This is a genomic window from Symmachiella dynata (assembly GCF_007747995.1).
Classification (GTDB): domain Bacteria; phylum Planctomycetota; class Planctomycetia; order Planctomycetales; family Planctomycetaceae; genus Symmachiella; species Symmachiella dynata.
In genome coordinates this window covers 5,466,750-5,491,747 of sequence record NZ_CP036276.1, presented here as the reverse complement: position 1 = coordinate 5,491,747, position 24,998 = coordinate 5,466,750, and the positions used below count along the sequence as shown (strand labels likewise).

Here is a 24,998-nt window from a genome sequence, read left to right as displayed (position 1 = left end):
TTCCAGTACGCGTGGCCGGCAACATCAACCTTGCAAGTCGTTGGCGCGGTCGACGTCGATCGTCAGCTGGTTGTTGTAAAAATTCAATGCGATCGCCAAGGCCACCGCCGCCTCGGCAGCTGCCAACACAATCACGAACAGAGCAATCACCTGTCCGTCTAATCCCAATGCCGTATAGTTTGCGAACGCCACAAAATTCAAATTCGCGGCATTGAGTACCAACTCCACTCCCATCAACACGCCGATCGCGTTGCGTTTTGTGGCCATGCAGACCACACCCGCCACGAACAGCACGGCTGAGATGAAAATGCAAAAATTGAGTTCGCTTCCCATACGTTCACTTCCGTTGTTTCACCGCAGAACAAGCGGCGTTTAATTTAGCTCGCTGTCGTTTTTGCCAAAGGGTCGACTCGTCGCTTGGCCCGTGCCAAATACGCCGCACCGACCAGCACTACCAACAGATGCACTGAAACAATTTCAAACGGCAGCAAATACCCCACGCCTGTTGGTTCGCCGGGTTGATTCAGATCCTTGTCGGGCCGGACTCCCAGCAACGCGAAACCCAGCGGTCGAATCGTGCGGCCTTGTTGAGCGGTCGTGTAACCTTCAGGACGGTTTTCCGTTGAATGTCCGCTGACGACCCCGTCGACCGCGTGCCAATCCACACCAAAGGCAGAGACCGTGATCAATCCCAGCAGGGCCGAACTGACGATTGCCGCCACCACCCATTCGGTCGGTGAGGTTTTCATCGTGACATAAGGTCCGCTGGCGGTCAGCATGATCCCGAAAATTAACAGGACCAATGTCCCGCCGACATAGACCATCAGTTGCACCGCTCCGACAAAGTCGGCCTGTAGCAGAAAAAACAGCCCCGATGTCGAGCCGAGTGAAATAATCAGCCAAAAAGCCATTCGCACGATGTTTTGGCTCAGCACGACACCTAAAGCGCCGCCGCAAACTGCGATCCCAAACACCCAGAATAAGAACTCCTGAAACATTACCGCCCCTCCTCTTCAACGGCCGGCAACGGCGTGTCAGGTTGTGATTGCGTGGCGCTGGAATCCAATTGCGTCACCTTGTCCGCGATCGCTTCCCCGAAAAACTGTGTCCGCCCGTCGCCTTCATTGCCCCCTTTGATTTGATACATGGCCAATGGCCACAGCACCGCACCCAGGAACAACGCGCAACTCATCGGCAGCAGATACTTCAGGCAAGTCATCATCACCTGGTCGATCCGCAAACGGGGAAACGTCCAGCGAATCCAAATCTGCAAAAAGACGAGCAGGCTGCCCTTGGTGATGAACACAACCATAAAGAACAGATTGACAATGTAACTACTCAGCCCCCAGGGACCGGCGGATTGCAGCGAAACCAAGGTGTTGTCTAAAGGAGCGATCCCGGTGTACCAGCCGCCCAAGAACAGCAAGACGGCGATTCCACTGACCGCAAACATTCCCGCATATTCTGCCATGAAGAAATACGACCAGCGAATCCCGCTATATTCGGTATGAAAACCGGCAACCAATTCGCTCTCAGCTTCTGCCAAGTCAAAGGGAGCCCGTTTCACACTCGCCGTAGCCACGGTGAAATACACAAAGAACCCGAGGAACGTAAACGGATTGCGGAAGATGAGCCAATCGGAAAGAAACCAACCCGATTGCATTTGCCCAATCTCAACCAAGTTCAGCGACCCGACTGCCACAATCGGAATCAACGCACAGATTGCCATGGGAATTTCGTAGCTGACCATCTGGGCTGCTTCACGCATTCCGCCAAACAGGGCCCACTTCGAACCGCTCGCATACCCGGCCAGAATGATGCCGATCACTTCGAGCGACATCACCGCCAGTACGAAAAACAGGCCGATGTCGAGGTTCTGGGCGATCCAGCCGTTGCTAAACGGCAGGGCGATGAATGCGGCGAACGAGGCGACGAAGACAATATAAGGTGCCACACGGAACAGCATGCCGTCGGCAGCTTGTGGGCACAGGTCTTCCTTTTGGATCAACTTGATCCCGTCGGCCAACGTCTGCAACCAGCCGAACTTCCCGCCCACCCGGGTTGGGCCCAGGCGGTCTTGGATGCGACCGGAGACTTTTCGTTCCAACCAGATATAAAATAGCGGAGCAACAGCGAAAAAGTTAACGATGATCACCGCGTGAATCAGCGCTACTATCGCCCATTTCCACCAGGCATCGGTGAACATATCACCGATGCTATCAATTCCAAACAACGCAAATGTCACAAAAGTGCTCCCCACCGGAGGCAGAAACGGACCAACTTCGCAGAAGTTGATGCGTCCGGACATAACTGACAGCGGTTTGTGCAAAACCTCAAGCGACGTCCACGCCGCTCGCCACAACTGAAAGCCTCAGCGCATAACGCTTTCGGCGAATTCAGCAAAGCGTGAACTATGCCACAACTGTTGAGGCGATTCAAGCGACCGGCCGCGCAAGCTCTTCATTTCTCAAAATCGAGAAGCACCCGACGGTCCCGGTCGCCCTCTCGATCAATTGGAATTGGGACGTGTCGACCTATAGAAACACCCGTGCCATCCAAAGATTCGTGGAGCTCAGGGGGGCGCTTGTCAGTGTCGTACCCTCCACATGCACGTTGTTCACAGTTTCAGCCTAGGGGGGAAGCGTCGTGGAAATCTGAGTCACGGCAACCAGCTCGCAAAAAAGCCACCAGTCCATCAGGCTGGTGGCTTTTTGCACTTATTAAAAACGGCGAGTCCGCTAGCTGACCAGCGTGCGGTCAAGACAACGGGGATTGCAGCGAACCCGCCGGGTAGGTAGTCAGTCGTTCTCAATTTTCGCTTTGCTGTCTGTAATTCTGTCTCCCCGTCATTCCGGATCTATTAGTTCAGTTGGAATTGCCACTCTCGTTAGTCATGGTTCGTGTTGCTGCTCACACTGAAACATAACCGCGATTTCCGTGCCGTTGGGGTGAGACTCTCGCAGTTTTAAGACGCAACCCCATTTATAGGAGCATGTTGGGGTGAATCGGATCTCGCGCATGGTGATCCGCAGACATCTAAATCTGTCATCGATTGGACAACGTTTGTCGCGTATTAGCGGCGCTTTGGGGCCAGTGTGATTGACTTTGGACCATCGGATGGGCCGGTGGCCGTGCAGCGAACCTCTACATGCGGCCTTCGGCGATCAAGGCGACACCGGGGGAGCCATCGCGTTGGCATTCTTCGTAGAGCTCTACCAGTTCAGGGAGCTTGTCAGGAGCATCGATCAGGCGGTACTTCAACTGCCACGCTTGCAGGATTGGCTCTGTAAAAACACGGGCCGAGTCGTTGGGGATCGCGTCCTGATTTAGAAAGCTGCGATAACCGACCAGCGCGAAAAGCGGCAGCTGGTAGTCGTAAATCGCGTTGCGGAGCGCGTCGCCCGATTCAAACAGCCCTGTGCACTGGATAATCACCAGTGGCTGCGCGCCGCCCATATGGAGCCCGGCGGCAATCGACCAAGCTTCACCCTCGCGACAAACCCGGATGAGTTCCAAGCCTTCAGCATCGTTCAGTGCCGCTTCCCACGCGCCAAACGTGCTGTCCGGAAGCCACACGACATGCGTGATGCCGAGCGATTTCAAGGTGTCGACAATTTGTGGACCAGAAAACATACGGTGAACTCAACGGCAAGAGACAGCGGATTCTCCAACGCAGCTCAAGCATAGCCGATATCACCTCAATACCACAGCGTCGACATGCCAGATACCCAAGAGCGTGTTTTCAAACCGCGGCGCATTGCAATGCGTTGAAGGCTAAAGCCGTTGCATCGAGAACCCCCGTGAACGGGACTGTTTCAGGGACGCGTTCCATTGATCGGGAACGGTTCTGTGATTTGCCTCGAACCGCGCAGCCCATAAAGGATCGGGTGCTTCACTCACGACGTAACCGGGAGGGCGAGGCTCCGACCGAGCCGCGCTGAACCATATCGCCCCCCTTGGCCATTTCAATCTCCAGCTTTTCCCACACTAAACGTCACAATGTGGCTCAGCAGGAGCTTCGCCCTCCCGGGGCGCTGGGTGGCAGTTGTAAAACGTAATTTGAAAACACGTTCTAAGAAACCGCCCGGTCTGACCTCAAGCCTATCGCCTCAGGCCTCACTCCTTCTTCGCAGTCGGTTTGCGCTTGAACTCAATCGGTGTCAACCACACAAACGGTTTGCCGGCTTCGTCGATATACAGCTCCCGTCGCAGTCGCGATTGAAAGGCGATGCGCTGAATGGCTAAGCCCCAGGTGGTTCTTTTGCGCGGAAACGTGACCTGGATTTTGTCGTAATCGATATGCCATTCGTTCATACCGGCGTGGTCCACCAGGATAGGAATCCCAATGGCCGACGAGGCCGCTTCCACCACGTCTGCCAGTGGTCGATCTTCTAGATCGACAGTGACGTATTTGAAAAGATTCGGTGCTATGCTCGAGCGAGACTTATCGTCCGGCCAAGGCCAACCGACTTTCCAAGGTTGTTTGGTCTTTGTGATATCGCGCACCGAAAGTTCCAAATCCCCGGTGGGAGTTCGTTGTGGCGTAAAGCAAAGTCCATAATGCCGCAACAGAATCGCCAATGCCGTACCCCGACTCAGCCCGGCTAACGATTGTGGAAACAATTCTTTGCTGCGCGGGTGGGCCATAATTTCCTTGGCATCAGGGGTGACGTGAATCGGCAAATCCCCCTGTTCCATATCAGGTGCGAACAAGACCATCGCCGCCAACAGATCTTTGCCCTTCGGGTCGATGGTGAGAGGACGTTTCAGCGGCAGGAGCACTTGGTCCAATTGTTTTTTGGTCAAACCCCAAGCAGGCTGCCCCTCCGGAGAACCTTGTGCTCCGTAGGTGCGCAGTTCGTCTAACCATTCCGCGAGTCTGCCGCCTTGCGAGAGTGAGAACATCCGCCCGGGAAGAATCAGGCGGCCTTGGCGGTCCATTCCGGCGATGACGATGACCCGCCGCACTGAGTTGCCAATATTTTTTTCCGTCACTCCCGGTTTATCACGCGGCGTTGCGCGGCGGATGCGAACAGCAACATTCATTTTCTGAAAGTACTCCGACCAGCGCTGCGCGGTCCGATTCGCGCCGCCATTGCCGGTGAGCAATTGGATCTCCAGATGCGTATCGGGCAGTTTGCTTGTGCGAGATGTTGTGCTGCGCGGGCGAGAATTCTGCGCGTAAGTTGCTGCAATCGGGGTGAAATACAGGCAGATGAGGCCCCAAATCAATCGACTGGATAAAATGCGGTGCATAGTGAAGATCTCCGTCGTGGGTGGGCGTCGCTGGCTGAGGTGGCTTTATCGGTTGTGCTTTCGGGTCGACCGCGGGTTGTGTGACGTCTTCTGTAATATAGTACGCAAAGTGTCAGTAGGAGTTTTCGGCAATTCAGTCGATGCAGCTTGTGCATTGTCCGAATTTGCGAAGATGCGCGGAAAGCGATAAATTTGCCGTCGTTGTCTTGCCCGCAAATTCCCCCCGGTTATACTCAGCGCCAGTGATCGCCGTGGTTTCACCCAGGGGACGTCTGGGTGGCGGCGAACGAGACCGGCTTAAGCCTGCAGGATTCGCATAAAACGGCTATACGGCAGTTCCGGGATCATGGATTCACACAGTTGAGACTCATATGGAGGGTGTCTGACAATGATGCGAAAAATGATTGTGACTTCGGTGATGGTAGTGATGGCGTTGGCGTTCATGTCCAGCGACGCGGAAGCGAAGAACCGGTGTCGTAAAGTCAAATGCAAGAAGGCACGGTATTCTTCTTGCTGCAAGACCGAGCGTCGATCCAAGCGATGCCGTAAGCAAACCAGCTGCTGCCAACAAACTTCTTGCTACACGCAAACCGAATGCTGCACGCAAACCAGCTGCCAGCCGACGGTGATCACGCAAGCTTGCTGCACCCCCGCCCCGACCTGCTGCGTCACGCAATGCTCGACTCAGAGCTGCGGTAGCTGCCAGCAGTCGGCTTGTGGTTCTTCTTGCGGATCCTGTGGATCCTCCTGCGGTTCTTCCTGTGGATCATGCGGCTCCTCCTGTGCTCCTTCGGCACCGGCAGCAGCTCCCACCGAAGCACCCGCTCCGGAACCCGCCCCCGCTCCCAGCACGGCCAGCACGAAGTAATTGCGACACTTTTCGTCGTAAGCAAAACCAGACACCCGGAGATGATTCATTTCATCACCGGGTGTTTTTTATGCGCTCATTGGGATGCACTAAAAGTGCAGACCGATGAGTGTTCGCTTGGCTCCGACACAACGTCCACCAATCGTGGTCTTGGAATCCGACGATTGGACTGTGTATGCTGAATGTCCGCCATACATTTGATCAACTCTGTTTTCCAATCTAGGAATGGATCGCTGCTATGTCGTCTCAATTACCAACGCTCGGCCGTCGCGATTTCCTCCTCACTGCCGCGGCGGCTGCAGCTGTTGCCGGCACAACCATGAACAGCGCCGTTGCCGCTAATAAGGTCCTGCCGCGCGTGCACACCGTGCTCGGACCGGTTCCACCCGAGAAACTGGGACTGACGCTCATGCACGAACATGCGCCGTTGGTCGATTGGTCAGAGTTGTACGAATTCAAACCCGCGCCGCTCGTCCCAGCCGTGCGCAACGAAATGCTCAAAAAGATGACAGCCATGTTGCAGGCCTTCGAGGCGACGCTTACCGACAAGCAAAGTCCGGGCGCAATTGTCGAGTGCACGCCGATTCGTGTGGGGCGCGACCCGAGACTGTTGGTCGATTTGGCCCGACGGGTCAAATGTCACCTGATCGCCGCCACCGGATTTTGGTGCGAGGCCTTCGCGCCGCAGCATCCCTGGGCGATTCAAATGGGGCTGGAGAGGGGGGGCATCGACAAGATCGCACAGCTTTACATCCGCGAAATCCGTGAAGGGATGGAAGACCCCACCGGTCAGTGGGGCGAGAAGTTTACAAACGTCAAAGCAGGCGTGATCAAAATCGGCACCAGTGCCTACATGACCCCCAGCGAACGCCGCTGCAATACAGCCGCCGCCATCGCCAGTTCTGAAACGGGTTGCCCCATCACCACGCACACCACCGACGGCGGCGGATTGGAACAAGCCCGGTTGCTCTTGGCCGCCGGCGCGAAACCGCAACGTGTCATCATCGGCCACATGGGCAACAAGGACGACCGCAAACAAGACGAAGCGTACGAATATCAACGTCAACTGGTCGAGTTGGGCTGTTACGTGCAGTTCGACCGCGTGGGGCATGATAGCTATGCCGTCGACAAGTGCGCCCGGCAAATCCGCCGACTGGTCGAAGCAGGCTTCGCCCAACAAATCCTGGTCGGCCACGATTGGGCGCCATACTTTTATCGCGGCCAGTTCGATTCCAACGTACCGAACAACACGATCGACGCTTGGACGTTCAAAGATTCCGACTACACGATCGTGACGAAACAACTGCTACCGCAACTCGCAGCGGCGGGGGTTTCGGCGAAAGATATCCAAGCGATCACAATCGGCAATCCGGCACGGGTGTTGGCGTTTTGATGGACGGAGGCCAGTCCCAATATCAGATTTGGAAGACGGAGATTTATAATGAGTGAAAAGATTTGGAAGATCGCGAAAACTACCACAATGGTAAGTTCCTGCACGCTAGCTGGTCTCCTTTTCACAGCCTGTCTTTTTCCACCGTCAGCAGAGAACTCGCCTGGCGTTTTTCGCATGTTTCTGGCGATTGCGATTATCAATTATGTCAGCATCTGCGTAATGACGATGCGGAGATTCGCGCCCGCAGGCTGGCAAGATCGCTGTGATGGAAACGGTGACGAGAAAACCACACCAGACAAAAACGCCCTTCCCGCATATCCATTAAGTCGTAGGGCAGGCTCCCGCCTGCCGTGATATACGTTGGACGACAATTGGAATCGGCGGCAGGCGGGAGCCTGCCCTACACGCGCGGGTGCCACTGCTGGCTTGTCCCAATCCTGTTCGGCACGGAATTTGCGCCATGGGATATGGTAGTCGATAAAACTGCCAATTTGACGGGGAGGCGCCCTGTGGCCAGGAAGAAAGCGAAGCGGGTTTCCGATGCGGATTTGACCGGACTGAAATATCTGAAACGAATCTCTTCGCTGCTCAAACGCTTGCGGCCCGTCGGCTGCGAACGGGACAAAGCCGGCAATCGTGACTTGTTTTTTGATCAGTATTGCGGGTTGATGCTGCTGTCTATGTTCAACCCGATCGTCACTTCGCTGCGCGGCATGCAACAAACCAGCCAGCTCAAAAAAGTGCAACGCTTGCTCGGTTGCCAACGGGCTTCGCTGGGTTCGTTGTCCGAAGCGGCACGTGTGTTTGACCCGGAATTGCTGCGGGAAATCGCCGGTGAACTGCTCCAGCGCGCTCCGCAACGCGCCGACTGCGACCCGCGGCTGAAAGACTTTGCGCAGACCTTGACCGCCGTCGACGGCAGTCTGCTGAAGAAGCTGCCGCAAATCACGCAGGCCTGTTTCGCCACCCGCAACGATCGCGGTTTTAAGCTGCACGCGCACTTTGAAATCCTTAAAGGCGTGCCTGTCAAATCGGCAGTCACTGACGCCAGCGGCCAAGGACCGGCCAATGAAAAAAATGTGTTGCGCAGCCAATTGGAACCGGATCGCTGCTACGTGATCGATCGCGGTTACGAACAATTTTCGCTGTTCAACGCGATCGTCGATGTCGGCAGCAGCTACGTTTGCCGCATCCGCAACGACCGCGCGTTTACGGCTGACGAGGTTCGCGAACTGGACGAGGAGGCGCGGGCGGCGGGCGTGTTGGAAGACGCCATCGGCCAACTCGGTTCGCCCAAATCGCGACGGATTGAGCATCCGCAGCATCGCGTGCGGCGGGTGGTGATTCGCGCCGAAACGCATCCCAAGCGAGGCGGACGCAAGCGGGCCGCTGCCACGCACGACGTCGTGCTGGTGACGAACTTGCTGGACGTGCCGGCGGAAATCATCGCGTTGATTTATCGCAGTCGCTGGATGATCGAATTGTACTTTCGGTTTTTGAAACATGTGCTGGGCTGCCGCAAGTTATTAAGCGACTGTGACAACGGAATCGAAATTCAAACGTACTGTGCGATCATCGCTTGCCTGCTGATCAGCCTAGTGACCGGCCGCAAGCCGACGCTGCGGACGTATGAAATGCTTTGTTATTACTTCCAAGGTTTGGCGGATGAAGAAGAACTACTGGCCCACATAAACCGTTTGCCGCCGCACGCCACGACAAGCGTCTAACCCCACTCGCTCCGCGACTCCCCGCAGATGACGAGCCGCTCAACGCTGCGCTGAGACAACTCCCCACCCCACCAACCGCAGCCCTTGCAGCCACGCCCTCCCCCAAAAAACAAGCAAACACACCGCCACCTTGCCATCACGCCCAACAATAGCAACAATCGAGCCGAACAGGATTGGGCTTGTCCAGCAGTGCTTCGTTTGGGGAGCTTGTTGGAATGGACCAACCACATCGAAAACGGGTGAAACATTTTCAGGAACGGGGGCACGTTCACGAGCTGACGTTTTCCTGCTACCGGCGGATGCCGTTATTGACGAATGATTCGTGGAAGACCTTGCTAGCACAAAGTGTTGTGCGGGCAGCAGAGCGGCATCAATATCGGCTGGTGGCATTTGTCTTCATGCCGGAACACGTGCATCTGCTTGTGCTGCCTGAACGAGATGCGTCGACAATCTCAGCTTTGTTGAATGCGATCAAAAGGCCTTATTCTTATCGCATCAAACAATTGCTCCTCAGTTCCCAATGTAACCTGCTTGAGAAACTGACGATTCGTCAGCGGCCCGGGGTAACGACGTTTCGGTATTGGCAAGAAGGCCCTGGATACGATCGAAATCTAATTGAGCCGGAATCTATCATTGCCGCGATTGACTATATCCACGAGAATCCAGTGAAAAGTGGCCTCTGTGAACGTGCAATTGACTGGCGATGGTCAAGTGCGCGGCGATTTTTAGAACCCGAAAGTCCGCTTGACCCGGACTTACCGAGATTAAAGCCGTTGCCTACTGAGTTCGCGATCAAGGAATTGTGAGCCGCTCATCAGCACTGCTGGACAAGCCAGCAGTGGCACCCGCCTGCCCTACACGCTGTCGCTCACCCGCTTGCCCGACGCTACCACTCACTCGCTTGGCTTGCGTAATCACTCACCCGCCGACGGCTTCGCCGACGATCGCTTTGGCTTCGGCGCATAACGCTTCGCCCGTCGATTGTTCCGGCGCTTCGGCGATGATGCGTACGATCGGTTCGGTGTTGCTGGCTCGCACTTGCACCCAACGGTCGGGCCAATCCAGCCGCAGGCCGTCCCCTTCGGTGGCTTCGGCATCGGCGTATTTTGCCTTTAAGGCTGCGCAAGCTTGATCGACCTTGTCTCGCTCGCAGGTGATCTTGTCTTTGACGATCGTGTATTGCGGCAGCGAGTCGGCCCAGGCGGACAGGGTGGTTTTGCGGTCGGTCAAACCGGCCAAGACATAGGCCATGCCGGCGAAGCTGTCGCGAACGAAACCAACTCGTGGTTCAATCACACCGCCGTTCCCCTCACCACCGATGATCGCGCCTACCTCGTTCATTTTGGCCACGACATGCGCTTCGCCGACTTTGGAACGATGAAACGCACAGCCATACTTTTCCGCAATATCAGCCGTCACGCGGCTGGTCGAGCCGTTGACGACAATCGGGCCGGGTGTCCGTGCCAGAATGAAATCGGCGCACAGAGCGAGCGTCAATTCTTCGCCGATGTAGCGGCCCTTTTCGTCGACAATCGCCAACCGGTCGGCGTCGGGGTCTTGGGCGAATCCAATATCCGCGCCACGGGCACGGACTTCGTCGCACAGTCCCCCTAGATTTTGTGCCAATGGTTCGGGCGTGTGTGCGAATTGACCGTCGGGCGTCCGGCCCATCACATGCACTTCACAGCCGAGTGATTCCAGCAACCACGGTCCCAGCACGCCGCCCGAGCCATGATTGCAATCAAGTACCACATTCAGTTTTCGTTGCCGCACCGGGGCGACATCGACCAACTTGAAGACTCGCCCGAGATGAATTCCACCCGGATCTTCCAATTGGCGAACCGTTCCAATTCCTGCATGATCCTTCCAGGCAAAATCGCGGCTTTCCAGAATGCTCAGCAGCCGCGCGCCGGCTGCTTCATCCAACACCGAACCGGTCGGCTGGAACGGTTTCAGCCCGTTCCACTGCACGGGATTGTGGCTGGCCGTGATTTGCAACCCGCCGGCGGCTTCTAACTCTGTGACCAACACGCCGCACGTGGGGGTCGAGGCAATATCGATATCGACGACGTCGCAGCCTGTGGCCAGCAGTGCGGACATGACCGCGTGTTTGACCATCACGCCCGTTGCTCTCCCGTCGCGGGAGAGCACGATCGTGCCCCCGTCACACATGGTTCCCAAAGCGGCGGCGAAATTGACGAGGAACTCTGGGTCGAGCCCGTCCCCCACCACGCCCCGCAATCCCGATATGCTCAAAATCCGTTGTGTCACGTCTGTGATCCTTCCACATTAAGGTTTGCCGGACTTTTCTATCCGGGGCCATTCCTCAGCAGCACGGCGGCAGTCCCGCAATCGCTGTTCGATGAGTTCTAACATTTCCCCTTGTCGTTCCTTGGTACTTAGCCGCGCGACTTCTTCGGCATCGAGCGGTTCGCCGATGACAACGCGGACGCGAAACGGCTTGGGGAAAAAATCGCCGTACGCCATTGCTTTGCGCGTGCCGGCAATCCCCATCGGAATAATCGGCACGGGAGCACGTCGCGTAATTGCCAGGAACCCCCCCTTGATTTCTCCCAATTCGCCATCTTCGGTGCGGGCTCCTTCGGGAAAGATCCCCACCAGAAAGCCTTGATCCAGTCGTTGGATCGTCGCCCGCATGGCAGCGGAACTGCCTTTGAGGCGATTGATGGGCATCACGTATGTCCGCCGCAATATCCAGCCGACCACGGGAACGTCAAACAGGTCGTGGCGGGCGAGGTAACTGACAGGTCGCTTGATCCAAACTGCCGCCACCAAGGGATCGAGGAAACTTTCGTGATTCATCAAAATCAGGCCCGGCCCTTCTTTGGGCAGGTTTTCCAGGCCCCGCGTTCGTGCACGAAACCAAATGGTGAACAGCACCTGCGCGACCATTTGAAAGCCGAACCAAACCCAATTGCGCCGCAACGGCGACTCATGGGGCGGTGGCGCCGGCTGAGGCTGATCTTGCTGAGTTTGGGATTGAACTTCGGACATGAATAGAGTCACTCGGAGGGGCGGGTCTCGCTGAAACGGCAGGATAGCCAATGCAGCGTCCGGTATCCACACATGCTGCCGATTTTTGAAAAGAGTCTGGAAATCCAACCACACTTTCTTCTGCTCAGAAAGACGTCATAATTCGTAGGAGTCCCGACTGCAGGAGAAAACAAATCTGAGCGCGCAAGCTGGTCACAACTCCCCCCCCAAAAAACTGAACCACGAAAAAAACGAAAGACACGAAAAAATTACAGAGTCTATTTCTCGCAACGTATTTCTCAGAAATCTGAGCAAGGCGGGTTTGTCTCTTCTCCGATTAGATCGTTTTCGTGTTTTTCGCGTCTTTCGTGGTTTCTCTTTACTGAACACCATTAAGATTCTGCACATTCGTAGCACAAAGCAATCAAAGGCCGATTATGGAACTCTATCCGGCACCGGAACACACGATCCTCGGCACCGCCCGGCGGTTACGCGCGGGCGAGATGACCTGTGTGCGAATCGTTGAGCAATGCCTGCAACGTATTGACGAACAAGAATCACGGATTCACGCCTGGGTGCTTGTCGATCGCGAGGGCAGTTTGGCCCGCGCGCGGGAATTGGATGCGGAGTTGGCCGCTGGGACCGATCGCGGACCGTTGCATGGTATTCCAGTGGGAATCAAAGATATTGTCGACGTCGCTGGCTGGCCGACGGCGGCTGGTTCGCCGGGATGGAAAGACAAAATTGCCGGGGGCGACGCCGAAGTCGTTGCCCGTCTAAAAGCGGCCGGTGCGATTCTGTTGGGTAAAACCGTCACCACGCAATACGCCTCGTTTGACCCGCCTCCTACATGCAATCCTTGGAATCTCGACCACACGCCGGGCGGGTCCTCTAGTGGATCAGCAGCCGCCGTCGCTGCTGGGATGTGCTTGGGCGCGATTGGTTCGCAAACCGGGGGATCGATCACCCGTCCCGCATCGTTCTGCGGTGTCGCCGGCTGCAAACCGACGCACGGCCGGGTTAGCCTGCGGGGCATCCTGCCACTCGCGCCGAATCTGGATCACCCTGGTCCCATTGCCCGCACAGTCGACGATTTGGCCGTGATGCTGGACGTCATTGCCGGTTACGACGCGGGGGACCCCTATAGCATTGATCGGCCGCCGGAACCGACAGCGACAACACTTGACCCCGAAGGCATAGCCGCTCCGCGCTTGGGCCAATTGGAAGGTCTATTCGCTGACATGGCGGATGAGACCGTGAAAACGGCATTCGCTGCGGCTCTCAAAAAACTACGCGGCGGCGGTGCAGCGATTTCCAGTACTCCGTTGCCCGCGGACTTCAGCGACGTACTCGCGCCGCACGCTCTGGTGATGGCCGCCGAGGCCGCAGCGGTGCATGAACAACGCTTCACCGCTGAGCCGCAAGAGTACGACCCCTGCATCACGAAATTGATCACCGACGGACTGGCAGCTTCGGTGACCGATTACATTCGTGCCCGCGATCTTCAAGTCCACCTGAAACGGCAAATGCTGGATTGCTTTGCGGAGGTCGATGCCTTGATTTGCCCCGCCACGACCAGCGCAGCACCGGACCGCTCGACGACTGGAAATCCGGCATTCAATTCTTCTTGGAGTTTCACCGGACTGCCGACCGTCTCGTTTCCGATGGGACTCTCAAGCGCGGGGTTGCCGCTGGCGATCCAAATCGTCGGACGACCCTTTGAAGAGGCGGCGCTGTTCCAAGTCGCACGGTGGTGCGAACGCGTGATTTCACAATAATCTCAGGCCGGAAATCGCGTTTGCAGCCACTGTCGCATGTTGGTCATCGAAGCCCAATCGGGTTCGTTGCTCACACCATATCCCGGACATTGCAGACTCGCGCAACGGACTTTGCCGTCGACGATGTTCAAGAACCATTCATCCCCCCGCTTCACATAGAGGTCTCGGTGGTGCTTGGTGACGTTGGTTTTGTCTTGATCGGATAACAACGACAGCCCATAATTGTAGTGATGGCCGTTGCGTTCGCAGTCGTTCAATCCCAGGATCGATGCCGAGACGAAATCTTGATGCAACGGCACGACCGGTAGATTTTGCAGGTCCTCGCCGCTGAGATAATTCGACTCCCCTTCCAGTCCGTAATGCGCAATGAGCGCATAATTCATCAACGATTTGAAGAACCCCTTGCAGTTCTTGTGGGAGGTTCCGGAATAGCCGACCGCGTGGGCGTCCTTGAAGGAATGCAACGTGCCATCCGCTTCGTCGATAATGACCGGTTTGCTTTCGCCAATCTCGCGCAAGATCTTCGCATCAGCGGGCGTTACCTTGAGCGAACGCAGCAACGGTTGCTCGATGTAGGAAATATGTTGAAAGCAGCCTGGATTTTGTGTTTCCAAGTTCTGCACAAAATCGCGAAATCGCCCCATGTCGGTGTAGGCTTCGTTGGCGTCGAGCGTGATGACGGTTTCTTCGGTCTTGGGAATGAGATCCCACAACCGCTCCAGCCGCGCAAGATCGTGATCCGGTTGGCCCGAAATCTTGACCTTGAAATGCACCACACCATCGGTCTGGATGTACTCTGCTAATGTTTCGGGCAGCCCATCATTGACGCGGTCCTTTTCTGGCAAGTCGTCGGCCGTCAATGGGTCGGCCAGTCCGACTGTGTGGCGGATGTAAAATTCGCTCGCTGGAGTCGGGGGGAGGATTTTGGGCAGCGGCAGGTCGTGCAATTCCGGATGCACCTGTGCCGGGCGAATTCCCAATCGGTCTGCATGAATCATTTCAAACAACGATCGGCCTTCTAACCGGGCGACACCATCCAGCAACGCACGTTCAAAGAGCGCTGAGGCAAACGCCGCCGTGAGGTCTTCCTGCTTGCGGCGGCGACCTTCGCGCATGATGGTTTTGTGGCATTGCTGCCACTGAGCAAACGGGGTCTCGAACTGCGGCGATTGCAAGTAGGTCTCGCGCGCGAATTCAATTAGATCAACCAACTCGCGCAGTTTCAGGCCCCGTTCGCGCCCCGGACGTTTATCGAGCCAGCGAACCGACAACCGGTCTCCCGCACACCCGAACGTCGTGTCGCCGCGGTCATTTTCCAATTCCAGTCGTACATGCCCCAGCGGGCTGGTCAATCGTTGCTGCGGTCCCTTGGCCGACTGTTTGCCAATGGCAAACGCCATCCGTCCCGGCGGGGTTTCTCGGACGTACAACTCAATGTTTTTGATGCGGTAAGTCATGGGCGGGAATGGGTTCCGATTTCGGTGACAACGATGGCCAGCAACAGCGCTGAAAATTCACTGTAACCGTCGGCAAACTGTATCTGCAAGTCTGCCCAGCCTCTGTGATTTTGTGACGGATCACAATCACTATGCATAAACCGAGGCAAGTTGAACGGTTTTGCTGGACCGGCAAGCATCTCAATTCCGATGCGGAATAAGAGCAACCCCGCGCGCTGCTGACGGGGTTTCGCCATCATCTCAAAGCCGGGATCAACCATGCACCAACGCGGAATCATGATTGCGCTGATGATTCTGGGATCGTTTGCCGTTTGTTGTATCCAATTGCACCGCGCTCAGGCGACACCACCTACAGGGATCACAACGCTCGATGCGGGAATCCCCTACGCCATAGGAACCGAAGATGGTGCAGCGACGTTCGATCTCGAAATCGGCAACGGTGACCGGTATTTGCTGATCATCGGCAGCTTAGCCGCGAGCGATGTGGAGTTCCCGCTCTCGCTCAACGCTCATCCGATTGCGGCGGTCACCAAGCAACCCATCAAGCGCATCGCCCCGCTTGCTGTTCGCCCCATTACGACACCGGCAGCGCCTCTGCCGCTCACAGACAGAACACCGTCGCAGGATACCCGCGCATCTCGCGACTTTTCTATCCACGTCACAGACGGAGCCTTAGACGATCCGCGCAGCTATCACAAAGTCCGCGGGCGATTGATTGCCGAAGGGCGACATGTGCGGGTCTATCTTGACGGCGATCAAACTGAGCGAGAATTGTATCCCGACATTGCAGCGGAAGTGATTCGTCTGTTCGACGACGAAGTCTATCCCACGAGCTTGCAGCATTGCGGCGATTATTGCGATGTCGATGGCGACGGGAAATTTGCGATTCTGTTGTCGCATTGGCTGGGCAAACTCCAAGGAGGGCAGACCTCTGTGGGAGGATTTGTCCGCGGCAGTGATTTTCGCAAAACCATCGCCCCGCCATTTGGAAATCAAGCGGACGTGTTGTATTTGAATTCCAATATCGCCGCCGGGCCGCGGCTCAAAACGTTGTTGGCGCACGAATATACGCATGCTGTGCTCTTCAGCGCTCGTCGACGGTTGGCGGATTCGATGGCCGTCGACACGGATGAGGAGGATTGGCTCAATGAAGCGATCGCGCATGTCGCCGAAAATATGCACAGCAGCGATTGGTCCAATCTCGATCACCGCATCGACGCATTTTTACAAAACCCGGCTGAGTGCCCGCTGGTTGTCGCCGATTATTATCGAGCGGGCCGTTGGCGGGACCACGGTTGTCGCGGCGCGACCTATCTGTTATTGCGATGGTGTACTGATACCTATGGCGACCAATTGATCCGCCGCCTCATCCATTCCCGACAGCGCGGCCGCATCAATCTGCAGCAGGCGACTGGTCAATCATTTGAGGACTTATTCCGCTACTGGACCATCGCCCTCGCTGGGGCGCCAGTCGAGAACTCAACGGTTGCAAATCAATCGCCCGCTGGATTGCAATACCTTTCGCTCAACGGCCACATTGGAGAGCACGACCTACAAGGCATCGCTCGCGATGAATGGAACATCAACAGCGCAGCTCCGACTCTGTCGCTCAACGGCACATCTAGCCGGTTCGTGGAAATCTCCGCCGCAGATTCGCCGGGGATAGTTCGGCTCTGCGTTTCCAGCCAATCATCGGCCCAGTTGCAAATCACGTTGATCAAATTACCGTCCGCTGCTCCGGATCAAAACGGACGGCAACCGCATTTAGCCGCACGGTGAATACGCAAACGCCGGGTGCCACTGGCGGCTTGTCCGCCAGTGCAAACCGTGTGACCGGCAAACAGACTGCTGGACAAGCCAGCAGTGGCACCCGATTTCTCTGACTGTGGGTGTTTAACTGAAACAGCCTACGCCTCACATTCGACGATCATCGCCACCGCATTTCCGCCGCCTAAACAGAGACTCGCCAATCCACGGCGCAAGCCACGGCGTTTCAGGGCCGCTATCAGCGTGACCAAGATGCGTGCGCCGCTGGCACCGATGGGATGACCCAATGCGATTGCTCCGCCGTTGACGTTCACCCGCTGCGGATCGAGCTCCAATTGTTTCATGCAGGCCAGCATCTGTGCGGCGAAGGCTTCATTGAGTTCGAAAAGATCGATGTCATCGGGCGACAAACCGGCCTTGTTCAACACGCCGCGCACAGCTGCCACGGGGGCGATGAAAATGTCGCGCGGTTCCACGCCACTGGTGAACGAGGCGACGATGCGCGCCTTGTATGGAGCAGGGGACGCATCGGCGATTTGTTTGTTGGCCACGACCACCGCCGAGGCGCCATCACTGAGCATCGACGAATTTCCCGCCGTGACCGTTCCCTCGGCGCTGAATGCGGGGCGTAATTTGCTCAGCACCTCTGCCGTTGTTTCCGGGCGTGGCCCTTCGTCCGCTGTAATTTGAATTTCGTTACGTTTCACGCGAACCGTAACGGGGACGATTTCGTCGTCGAATTCATTTTCCGCGGCGGCTCGGGCGGCGCGTTGTTGGCTGGCGGCGGAGAATTCATCCTGATCCGCGCGGCTGACATCGTTTTGGTTAGAGGTCGCTTCGGCGTGTTCTCCCATGCCGCAGTCATGGAACGTGCACCACAATCCGTCATACAGCATGGAGTCGACCAGTTGACCGTTGCCGAATTTCAATCCTTCGCGCATTCCTGGAATGAGATGCGGCGCGCGGGTCATGTTTTCCATCCCGCCGGCGACAATCACGTTGGCATCCCCCAGACGAATCGCCTGATCGGCCAGCATCACCGCTTTGAGGCCCGACCCGCACATCTTGTTGATGGTCAGCGCCGCCACACCGGCCGGTATGCCGGCTTTGAGTGCCGCCTGTCGCGCCGGAGCTTGTCCCAGACCTGCGGAGAGAATGTTGCCCATGATCACTTCATCGACGGTTGCAGGGTCAATCTCGCCGCGGCGCAGCGCTTCGCGTATACAAATCGCTCCCAATTCCGGCGCGGGAATATCTCGAAACGCACCCAAAAATTTCCCAATCGGTGTCCGGCAACCGGCGATCACATAGGCATCTGTCGTCATCTTTATTTACTCCTGAATATTAAGTCGGTGTCATCATATTCCATTTCAAGATACCTCCGCACCCTAAAAACGAAAGACATCTCGATCATGCCGCCCTTGATGACTTACCCGCAGACGGGAATTCGAGTGAAGCAGTCCTGGAAAACCTGCCGATTATAGGAATTGTAGGGGGCGGCTGTGCAGCGCGATATCCGTTGGGCCGCAGGATCATCGCGCCGGCGCGAGCAGATGTTGTCTCAGTCGGGTTCGCCCTCGGATTGGAGTGGAGGAATCGGGTGATGAACATACGGCTAATCGGAAAACTCTTGATCGTAGCAGCCACGGTGCTGCCGGTGAATGCGATCCTCGCTGCCGATGCGAATGTGACTCCCATTCCGGCCGAAAATGGTCCGGCGCCGAATACCGCCGTCTGTTACGTGATTGGCGATGTTCAGTTTCCCGGTGCGTTTGAATTTCAGTCGTCGCCGCTGGTGATCGACACTCTGTTAAAACGTGCGGGGGGCCTTGATTCGCCCGAGGGAAGTTGCGAGATCCAAATCGTCCGGGCCGGCCGGGTGGTGCACCACGCCGATTACCAATTCACAAAAAACGCAACGCATTGCCGATTGAAATCAGGCGATGTGGTCATTGCCACAAAAAAAGAAGCTCAATTTCCCTCTGCAGCGGCACGGAAAAAAACTTCGTCCGCCAATGCCAACTACGTTGGTCTCGTGGGAATTTTAGAGACACCGATCATTCTGCCCATTTTTAGCTCCGACGTGACTGTCGGCCGATTGCTGGCGGAGTTACGGCAATCCCCCGGAATGGCCAATCAAATTCGCATCATCACCAGTGGTGAAGAGAACTCGCGACGTCCCATCGGACAGGCCTTGCGCAGCCTGACGAATGGCATGGTCCTGGTCTTCGATCCGCAGAACATTGACTTTGCAACTCTTCCCAAGATTCCCGCTGTTGCTGCAATGCCCGACAGCGCCGACAGGGGCGTGCAATTGGTGTCGCAGGAAACCGCCGAGCCGGTCACTGGTCCCGAGCTGTTCGCCGAACCAGTCGCACCGTTAGATCACCAAGCAGGTGACGATGTAAATCTGATGGATGAACAACCTGCTGTCGCGGAATTGGCAGTAGAAAGCGGACCTGAAATTGCCATCGCCGCACCGACCGCTGCTGAGGCTACGACCACTGAAACGTCCAGCACCCCAGCTGAGAACAATTGGACGCCGGTGATTGGTGCGTTGTTGATTGTCATTGGGCTGATTTGGATGTTGCGCGATCATCGCGAGCGTGTTTCACGCTGGCTGACTGTCGTCCCCGGAAAAACCGCAATCGCCGGCACGGCGCGCAGGCTGCCGGTGTTGATGACGGTAGCCCGCGGCAAACTACCCAGCGTTCGTCTACTGCCCAAGAAACGTAGCACGGCTAAGCAGGACGCCATCACGATGAACCGTGCGGGAAAACTCGTGCACCGCGTGCTCTTTCGGGTCGCTCGCCAGCGCGATTAACGGCAGGGACTTAAAAATCACCGCATCGGCCTAAGCTTCAGGGTTCGTCGTGGTTATCACTTTCCGCGTTGATCCCCTGAGGGAACACGCATACCTCGATGGCCGGTTTATCTAACAACACAATCGAGGAGCTGTCTTCCACGGACACAGTTTTATGTGTAATGTAATCACTGCCATTCCAGTACTTAATTACATAATTACACGTGTCACCACCCGGGGCGGTACGGACATGCTCCCAATTCAACTTAAACATCTCTTTCATATCTTCAGCATACGTTAGTGACCCTTCAGGCAACTTTCCGATCGGCAGCGTTTTACGCCAGGCCATCGTACCAGGCAATCGCCAAGCGATTTGCACAACCGCATCAGAAATACGGTCGGCACTTCTTGCCTCGCTATCTGCTTTTGACAATTCAGCCTGAAACAGTCCTGGAAAAAACACAAACAAGACTGCGATGACAAGCAGGCCCAGGACAAGCAATGCTATGACTACTACGCGCCATTGAATTCCCCTCACTTTGCCTGGCGATTCGATCACTAGACTTCCTACCTTTCTAATCGCGTTTGACGATCTGTGGAAATCTTATCGCATATTACGTGCCCATCTAAGAAGCACTTCGCTGAGACGGAAAACGCCGAACACACATGATCCTGAGACATGGTTCTCGGTATTCTACGCCAGGATCTCTTTGACGACCCGGCAGGGACGACCATCGGTTAGGCTTCGTTCTTGGCCGTTGAGTTGGAATGTCAACTTTTCGTGATCGAAGCCGAACAGGTGCATCAAGGTCGCTTGGTAGTCATTGGCAGCGACGCGATCGACGACGGCGCTATGGCCGAATTCATCGGTCTCTCCAAACGCTAAACCCGCTTTGACTCCGCCGCCGGCCAGCCAGCTGCTAAAGCCTTGTCCGTTGTGATCGCGACCACCGGTCTTGGGATCCCCTTCGGTGACAGGCAGTCGGCCGATTTCGCCGCCCCAATGCACGAGCGTCGTATCCAACAGACCTCGCGCTTTGAGATCCTTGACCAGCGCCGCCGTCGGTTGATCGGTCCGCTTACAGACCTTGGGCAATTGCGTGCGGATGCTGTTGTGCATGTCCCATGGTTGGCCACCCAGGAACAGTTGCACGAATCGCACTCCGCGTTCAACCAACCGCCGCGCGATCAAACATCGTGTGCCGTATTCCTGAGTCGCCGGATCGTCCAAGCCGTACATTTCTTGCGTGGCTTTGGTCTCCTGACTAATGTCGAGCGCCTCTTTGGCAGCACCTTGCATCCGGGCTGCCAATTCGTAACTGCTGATCCGCGCCTCAAGATCGTTCTCGCCGGGGTGGTTTTCTAGGTGTCGCCGGTTGAGTTTGCCGAGGAATTTTAGATTCTGTTCTTGCAGCGTCCCGGCCAGCCGGGCAGGGGGCTCGAGATTCAAAATCCGTGGTTCGCGGGGACGGATTACGGTTCCTTGATAAATCGACGGCATCCAACCGTTGGACCAATTGCGAACGCCGTCGACCGGATGTCCGCCTGGATCAGTCATCACCACATACGCCGGCAGGCTGTCGCTTTCCGCTCCCAGGCCGTACGTCAGCCACGACCCCAGTGCGGGACGACCGGGGATTGAAATTCCCGTATTCAAATACCGGATCGAGGATTCATGCCCGTTGATCCCGGTGTGCATCGAGCGGATCAGGGTGATATCGTCGACGATTTCCGCCAAGTGCGGCAACAATTCCGACAACTCCGTGCCACACTCGCCATGTTTTTGAAACTTAAACGGACTGCCCATCAGTTTCTTGCTGGCGCGATTGATAAAGCTAAACTTGATGTCGCCGGAAAAGTCCTGTCCGTCGCGTTTCGTCAACTCCGGCTTGGGGTCGGTCAGATCGATATGACTCGGACCACCATGCATGAATAGCGAAATCATCGCTTGGGCTTTGGGTTCAAAGTGCGGTTTTCTCGCCGCCAGATCGAACGAGGTCCGCGGCTTGGGGGCGATGCCTTCTTTCCCCAGCAGGCCATCCTGTTTCAGCAACGATGCCAGCGCCAAACTTCCCATGCCGGCGATGCTGTTGAACAGAAAACGGCGGCGGCCCGATTGCCAATCCGGGGCTTGCGAGCGAGCAGTGGAGGATGATCGATGCATGGTGTGAGACTTTCCGTCTTGCCGAATGTGAATGTAGGGAGGTCGTGATCTGGGTGAGCTTGCCGGATCTTATTCCATGTACAGAAATTCGTTGGAGTTCAACAACACTTGGCACAAATTCGCCAAGGCTTCAAACTGGGGAGTCGGTGGGGCCGGCGGATCGGCTTCCCCTTTTTTCTTGGGCGGTGCGGGCGGCGGGTTTTGTTTTAAGTAGACAATCTGTTCATCGAGGAACTGCACTGCATCGTCTAATTCGGTTTGGGTGGCGGGTCGCGAATAGGCCAGTTGCCAGGCAATCTGCACCTGTCGTCGCACGTTGTCCCCCGCTTCACGTTGCAAACGTTCGGCGAATTTCTTGGCATGCGCGAGCATAAATTCGCCGTTCATCAGCATCAACGATTGTGTTGCCGCGGTCGAAATTGGTCGGAGTTCACAATTCGTTTCCATGACCGGCGCGTCAAACGCCGTGAGCAAGGCCATCGGCTGACTTCGCCGTTGCTGGATATAAACACTCCGCCGCGTATCATCGCCCCCCACGACGATTTGTCCCACAAAATCTTCCTTCACCGGCACCGGGGGACCATACATCTTGCTGCTCAATGTGCCGGCTGTTGCCAACACATGATCGCGGATGACTTCCGCATCCAGCCGGACGACCGGTTTTTTCCAATAATAAAAATTCGAGCTATCGATCTGTTGTTTGCTTGCATCTGTCTCAGACGATTGCCGATAAGCGGTCGACAGCATGATCGTGCGATGCAGTTGTTTCAGGCTCCAGCCTTGCGCCATGAATTCGTCCGCCAGCCAGTCGAGCAATTTCGGGTGCGTCGGCGGTTGACCGGCGGTTCCGAAATCGGCCGGCGTCGGGACGATGCCGCGGCCAAAATGATGCAGCCAGACACGATTGGCAATCACCCGCGCCAACAACGGATGCCGTCCATTGGTCAGCCAGCGTGCATACGCCAGACGACGCCCTGTGGTAGGTAACGCTTCATCATTCTTGGGGATTTCAAACGGCTGGCCTTCCGGAGCAGCGACTGTCAGAGCAGCGGGAATCACTTCGTGTTTCGGTTGTTGGTGGTCACCACGATGAAACAAAAAGGTTTCCGGAACGCGGCCGGGGACTTCTGTCAGGATGCGTACGAAATCTTCGACCGGTTTCTTTTTGCGGATTTCTCCGATCCGGTCATCGAATTTCTTCAACTCCTCGCGCGACGTGCTGATGTATTGATAGAGATTGCCCGGCGAGATATTGAAGTTCGGATGCATTTTGAACAAGGCAACATCCTCCGGCGTGCGCTTTGCTGCCGGTGTGCGATAAATGGTTCGCAGTTTCTCGCCCAGTTCTTTGTCTTCGATTTTCGCAACTTCCGCGTCCAGCGCTTGCGCCATCAATTCGTCTTGCCGTTTTTTCCGTTCGGCGGCAACTTCGGCGACCTCAGCTTCGACAGCAGCCGCAGCGGCGCGTTCTTCGACGGTATACAGCGAGAGTCGGCGTTGCGATGGTGTTCGCCAGTTCTTCCAATCGTAGGCCGGTTCGAAGATCGCTCGTAGTTGATAATAGTCGTCGTGCGAAATCGGATCGTAACGGTGGTCGTGACATTGCGCGCAACCGACCGACATGCCCAACAAAGAGGTGGAGACGATCTTGATCGTTTCGGCCAGCGCTTGATTGCGGGCCAAATCTATATCGTCGGCGCCGCCGTCTGTCCCATCGGCTCCCATGCGTAAGAAACCGGTCGCTACCAATTTTTCGAGATTTTCCGGACTCAAATTCGCATGTGGCAACGGCACCAGTTCGTCGCCGGCGAGTTGTTCGACGATAAACTCATCAAACGGTTTGTCGGCGTTCAATGCGCGGATTACATAGTCGCGATATTTGTAGGCGTAATTTCGTACGTTGTCGCGCACAGTATAACCTTCGGAGTCGGCATACCCCGCGACATCCAACCAATGTCGCCCCCAGCGCTCGCCGTACTGTGGCGATTCCAATAGCAGGTCGATCAGCCGTTCATAAGCGTCGAGCGAATCGTCGGCCAGGAATTGCACGATCTCATCCATCGTCGGCGGAATTCCAGTCAAATCCAAATGCGCCCGCCGCAGCAATGTCAGCTTTGAAGCATCGTTGGAAAACGACAATCCTTTTTCACGCATCTTCGCCAACAGCAACGCATCGATCGGACTCCGCACGCTATTTTGGGGAGCAAAGACCGGCACGTCGGGTCGCACAATCGGTTGAAAGGCCCAATAGGCGCGTTCTTCGGGAGTGATGCCCAAACCGCGTCCTAATTTTTCCGGTTCCGAGCGAATTGTCGGCGCTCCGGCCGCAATCCATTTTTCAATCGTCGAAATATCTTCAGCAGAGAGTTTCTTCTCCCCAGGCGGCATGTCGCCGTCCCGTAGGCGGTCCATCAGATAACTGCTATCCGGTTCGCCCGGTTCGAGCACCGACCCGCTTTCGCCACCGGTGATCATAAACCGCCGCAACCGCAGGTCCAATCCGCCCGCATGTTCCTCGCCGCTGCCGTGGCAATCGTAGCAATACGTGCGGAAAATTGGCCGTATCTGCTTTTCAAAAGAGACTGCTGCGTCGGGCTGTACCAATTCATCGGCGGATGCAAGACCGCTCAGGGCGACAAGACACAAACAGCCCCAGGGCAGTGTGCGAAACATAAACAACTCCACAGGCAGGAAAGTGGGGGAGTGAATTTTAGGTGGGAGGGACCTCGAAAACCGGCTTCCAACCGATCTGCCAAGACCCATAACCGATTATCCCGTTTCCCGAGGTTCA

The 24,998-nt window shown here is 56.2% G+C and carries 21 protein-coding genes; 7 read left to right on the top strand and 14 right to left on the bottom strand.

Annotation, left to right across the window (positions count from 1 at the left end):
• Window positions 1-24: 24 nt before the first annotated feature.
• The 6 genes from nuoK to Mal52_RS20730 form a co-directional block, all read right to left on the bottom strand.
• A complete protein-coding gene (nuoK, locus tag Mal52_RS20755; protein WP_145378430.1) occupies window positions 25-333 on the bottom strand; it encodes an NADH-quinone oxidoreductase subunit NuoK in 309 nt (102 codons plus the stop codon).
• A 44-nt stretch (window positions 334-377) separates the two neighbouring features.
• A complete protein-coding gene (locus tag Mal52_RS20750) occupies window positions 378-998 on the bottom strand; it encodes an NADH-quinone oxidoreductase subunit J family protein (RefSeq protein ID WP_145378429.1) in 621 nt (206 codons plus the stop codon).
• On the bottom strand, window positions 998-2,308 hold the full coding sequence (gene nuoH, locus Mal52_RS20745; RefSeq protein ID WP_231962403.1) for an NADH-quinone oxidoreductase subunit NuoH: 1,311 nt from the start codon (window positions 2,306-2,308) through the stop codon (window positions 998-1,000). Before nuoH ends, Mal52_RS20750 begins: the two co-directional genes overlap by 1 nt.
• 836 nt (window positions 2,309-3,144) lie before the next feature.
• Window positions 3,145-3,633 carry a thiamine pyrophosphate-binding protein gene (locus tag Mal52_RS20740; RefSeq protein WP_145378428.1) on the bottom strand — a complete coding sequence of 163 codons (489 nt, stop codon included), beginning with the start codon at window positions 3,631-3,633 and terminating at the stop codon, window positions 3,145-3,147.
• Between the two features lie 483 nt (window positions 3,634-4,116).
• The gene (locus Mal52_RS20735) at window positions 4,117-5,256 is read right to left on the bottom strand and encodes a hypothetical protein (protein ID WP_145378427.1); all 1,140 of its coding nucleotides are present in this window, start codon (window positions 5,254-5,256) and stop codon (window positions 4,117-4,119) included.
• A gap of 684 nt (window positions 5,257-5,940) precedes the next feature.
• Window positions 5,941-6,159, bottom strand: coding sequence for a hypothetical protein (locus Mal52_RS20730; RefSeq protein ID WP_145378426.1), 219 nt, complete (start codon window positions 6,157-6,159; stop codon window positions 5,941-5,943).
• A 203-nt stretch (window positions 6,160-6,362) separates the two neighbouring features.
• Between Mal52_RS20730 and Mal52_RS20725 the strand changes: the two genes are divergently transcribed.
• From Mal52_RS20725 to Mal52_RS20710, 4 genes are all read left to right on the top strand, one after another.
• Window positions 6,363-7,517, top strand: coding sequence for a phosphotriesterase family protein (locus Mal52_RS20725; RefSeq protein ID WP_145378425.1), 1,155 nt, complete (start codon window positions 6,363-6,365; stop codon window positions 7,515-7,517).
• A 62-nt stretch (window positions 7,518-7,579) separates the two neighbouring features.
• On the top strand, window positions 7,580-7,783 hold the full coding sequence (locus Mal52_RS20720; RefSeq protein ID WP_145378424.1) for a hypothetical protein: 204 nt from the start codon (window positions 7,580-7,582) through the stop codon (window positions 7,781-7,783).
• Between the two features lie 243 nt (window positions 7,784-8,026).
• Complete coding sequence (locus Mal52_RS20715) at window positions 8,027-9,244, top strand: IS4 family transposase (RefSeq protein ID WP_197533420.1); 1,218 nt, start codon at window positions 8,027-8,029, stop codon at window positions 9,242-9,244.
• A gap of 215 nt (window positions 9,245-9,459) precedes the next feature.
• The gene (locus Mal52_RS20710; RefSeq protein WP_145378423.1) at window positions 9,460-10,050 is read left to right on the top strand and encodes an REP-associated tyrosine transposase; all 591 of its coding nucleotides are present in this window, start codon (window positions 9,460-9,462) and stop codon (window positions 10,048-10,050) included.
• A gap of 112 nt (window positions 10,051-10,162) precedes the next feature.
• Here the strand turns inward: Mal52_RS20710 and glmM are convergent, their stop codons facing one another.
• Entirely contained in the window at window positions 10,163-11,515 is a 1,353-nt protein-coding gene (gene glmM, locus Mal52_RS20705) for a phosphoglucosamine mutase (RefSeq protein WP_145378422.1), read from the bottom strand.
• Between the two features lie 18 nt (window positions 11,516-11,533).
• Window positions 11,534-12,259, bottom strand: coding sequence for a lysophospholipid acyltransferase family protein (locus Mal52_RS20700; protein ID WP_145378421.1), 726 nt, complete (start codon window positions 12,257-12,259; stop codon window positions 11,534-11,536).
• Between the two features lie 416 nt (window positions 12,260-12,675).
• Between Mal52_RS20700 and Mal52_RS20695 the strand changes: the two genes are divergently transcribed.
• The gene (locus Mal52_RS20695) at window positions 12,676-14,016 is read left to right on the top strand and encodes an amidase (RefSeq protein WP_145378420.1); all 1,341 of its coding nucleotides are present in this window, start codon (window positions 12,676-12,678) and stop codon (window positions 14,014-14,016) included.
• Between the two features lie 2 nt (window positions 14,017-14,018).
• On the opposite strand, the gene Mal52_RS20690 is transcribed toward Mal52_RS20695, so the two are convergent.
• Window positions 14,019-15,473, bottom strand: coding sequence for an enolase-like domain-containing protein (locus Mal52_RS20690; protein ID WP_145378419.1), 1,455 nt, complete (start codon window positions 15,471-15,473; stop codon window positions 14,019-14,021).
• Complete coding sequence (locus tag Mal52_RS20685) at window positions 15,470-15,733, bottom strand: hypothetical protein (RefSeq protein ID WP_145378418.1); 264 nt, start codon at window positions 15,731-15,733, stop codon at window positions 15,470-15,472. The genes Mal52_RS20690 and Mal52_RS20685 overlap by 4 nt, the downstream gene beginning before the upstream one ends.
• Between Mal52_RS20685 and Mal52_RS20680 the strand changes: the two genes are divergently transcribed.
• The gene (locus tag Mal52_RS20680) at window positions 15,732-17,252 is read left to right on the top strand and encodes a M30 family metallopeptidase (RefSeq protein WP_145378417.1); all 1,521 of its coding nucleotides are present in this window, start codon (window positions 15,732-15,734) and stop codon (window positions 17,250-17,252) included. The two genes, Mal52_RS20685 and Mal52_RS20680, sit on opposite strands and share 2 nt — an antisense overlap.
• Before the next feature lie 128 nt (window positions 17,253-17,380).
• On the opposite strand, the gene Mal52_RS20675 is transcribed toward Mal52_RS20680, so the two are convergent.
• Window positions 17,381-18,565: an acetyl-CoA C-acetyltransferase gene (locus Mal52_RS20675; RefSeq protein WP_145378416.1), complete on the bottom strand. Its 1,185-nt coding sequence runs from the start codon at window positions 18,563-18,565 to the stop codon at window positions 17,381-17,383.
• Between the two features lie 278 nt (window positions 18,566-18,843).
• On the opposite strand from Mal52_RS20675, the gene Mal52_RS20670 reads away from it, so the two are divergent.
• Window positions 18,844-20,064, top strand: a complete 1,221-nt coding sequence (locus Mal52_RS20670; RefSeq protein ID WP_145378415.1) for a polysaccharide biosynthesis/export family protein — start codon at window positions 18,844-18,846, stop codon at window positions 20,062-20,064.
• A gap of 37 nt (window positions 20,065-20,101) precedes the next feature.
• Here Mal52_RS20670 and Mal52_RS20665 read toward each other — a convergent pair whose 3' ends face one another.
• The 3 genes from Mal52_RS20665 to Mal52_RS20655 form a co-directional block, all read right to left on the bottom strand.
• Window positions 20,102-20,602, bottom strand: a complete 501-nt coding sequence (locus Mal52_RS20665; RefSeq protein ID WP_145378414.1) for a hypothetical protein — start codon at window positions 20,600-20,602, stop codon at window positions 20,102-20,104.
• Window positions 20,603-20,737: 135 nt separating this feature from the next.
• On the bottom strand, window positions 20,738-22,207 hold the full coding sequence (locus Mal52_RS20660) for a DUF1501 domain-containing protein (RefSeq protein WP_145378413.1): 1,470 nt from the start codon (window positions 22,205-22,207) through the stop codon (window positions 20,738-20,740).
• 69 nt (window positions 22,208-22,276) lie between these two features.
• Window positions 22,277-24,880, bottom strand: a complete 2,604-nt coding sequence (locus Mal52_RS20655; RefSeq protein WP_145378412.1) for a DUF1553 domain-containing protein — start codon at window positions 24,878-24,880, stop codon at window positions 22,277-22,279.
• Window positions 24,881-24,998: the final 118 nt, after the last annotated feature.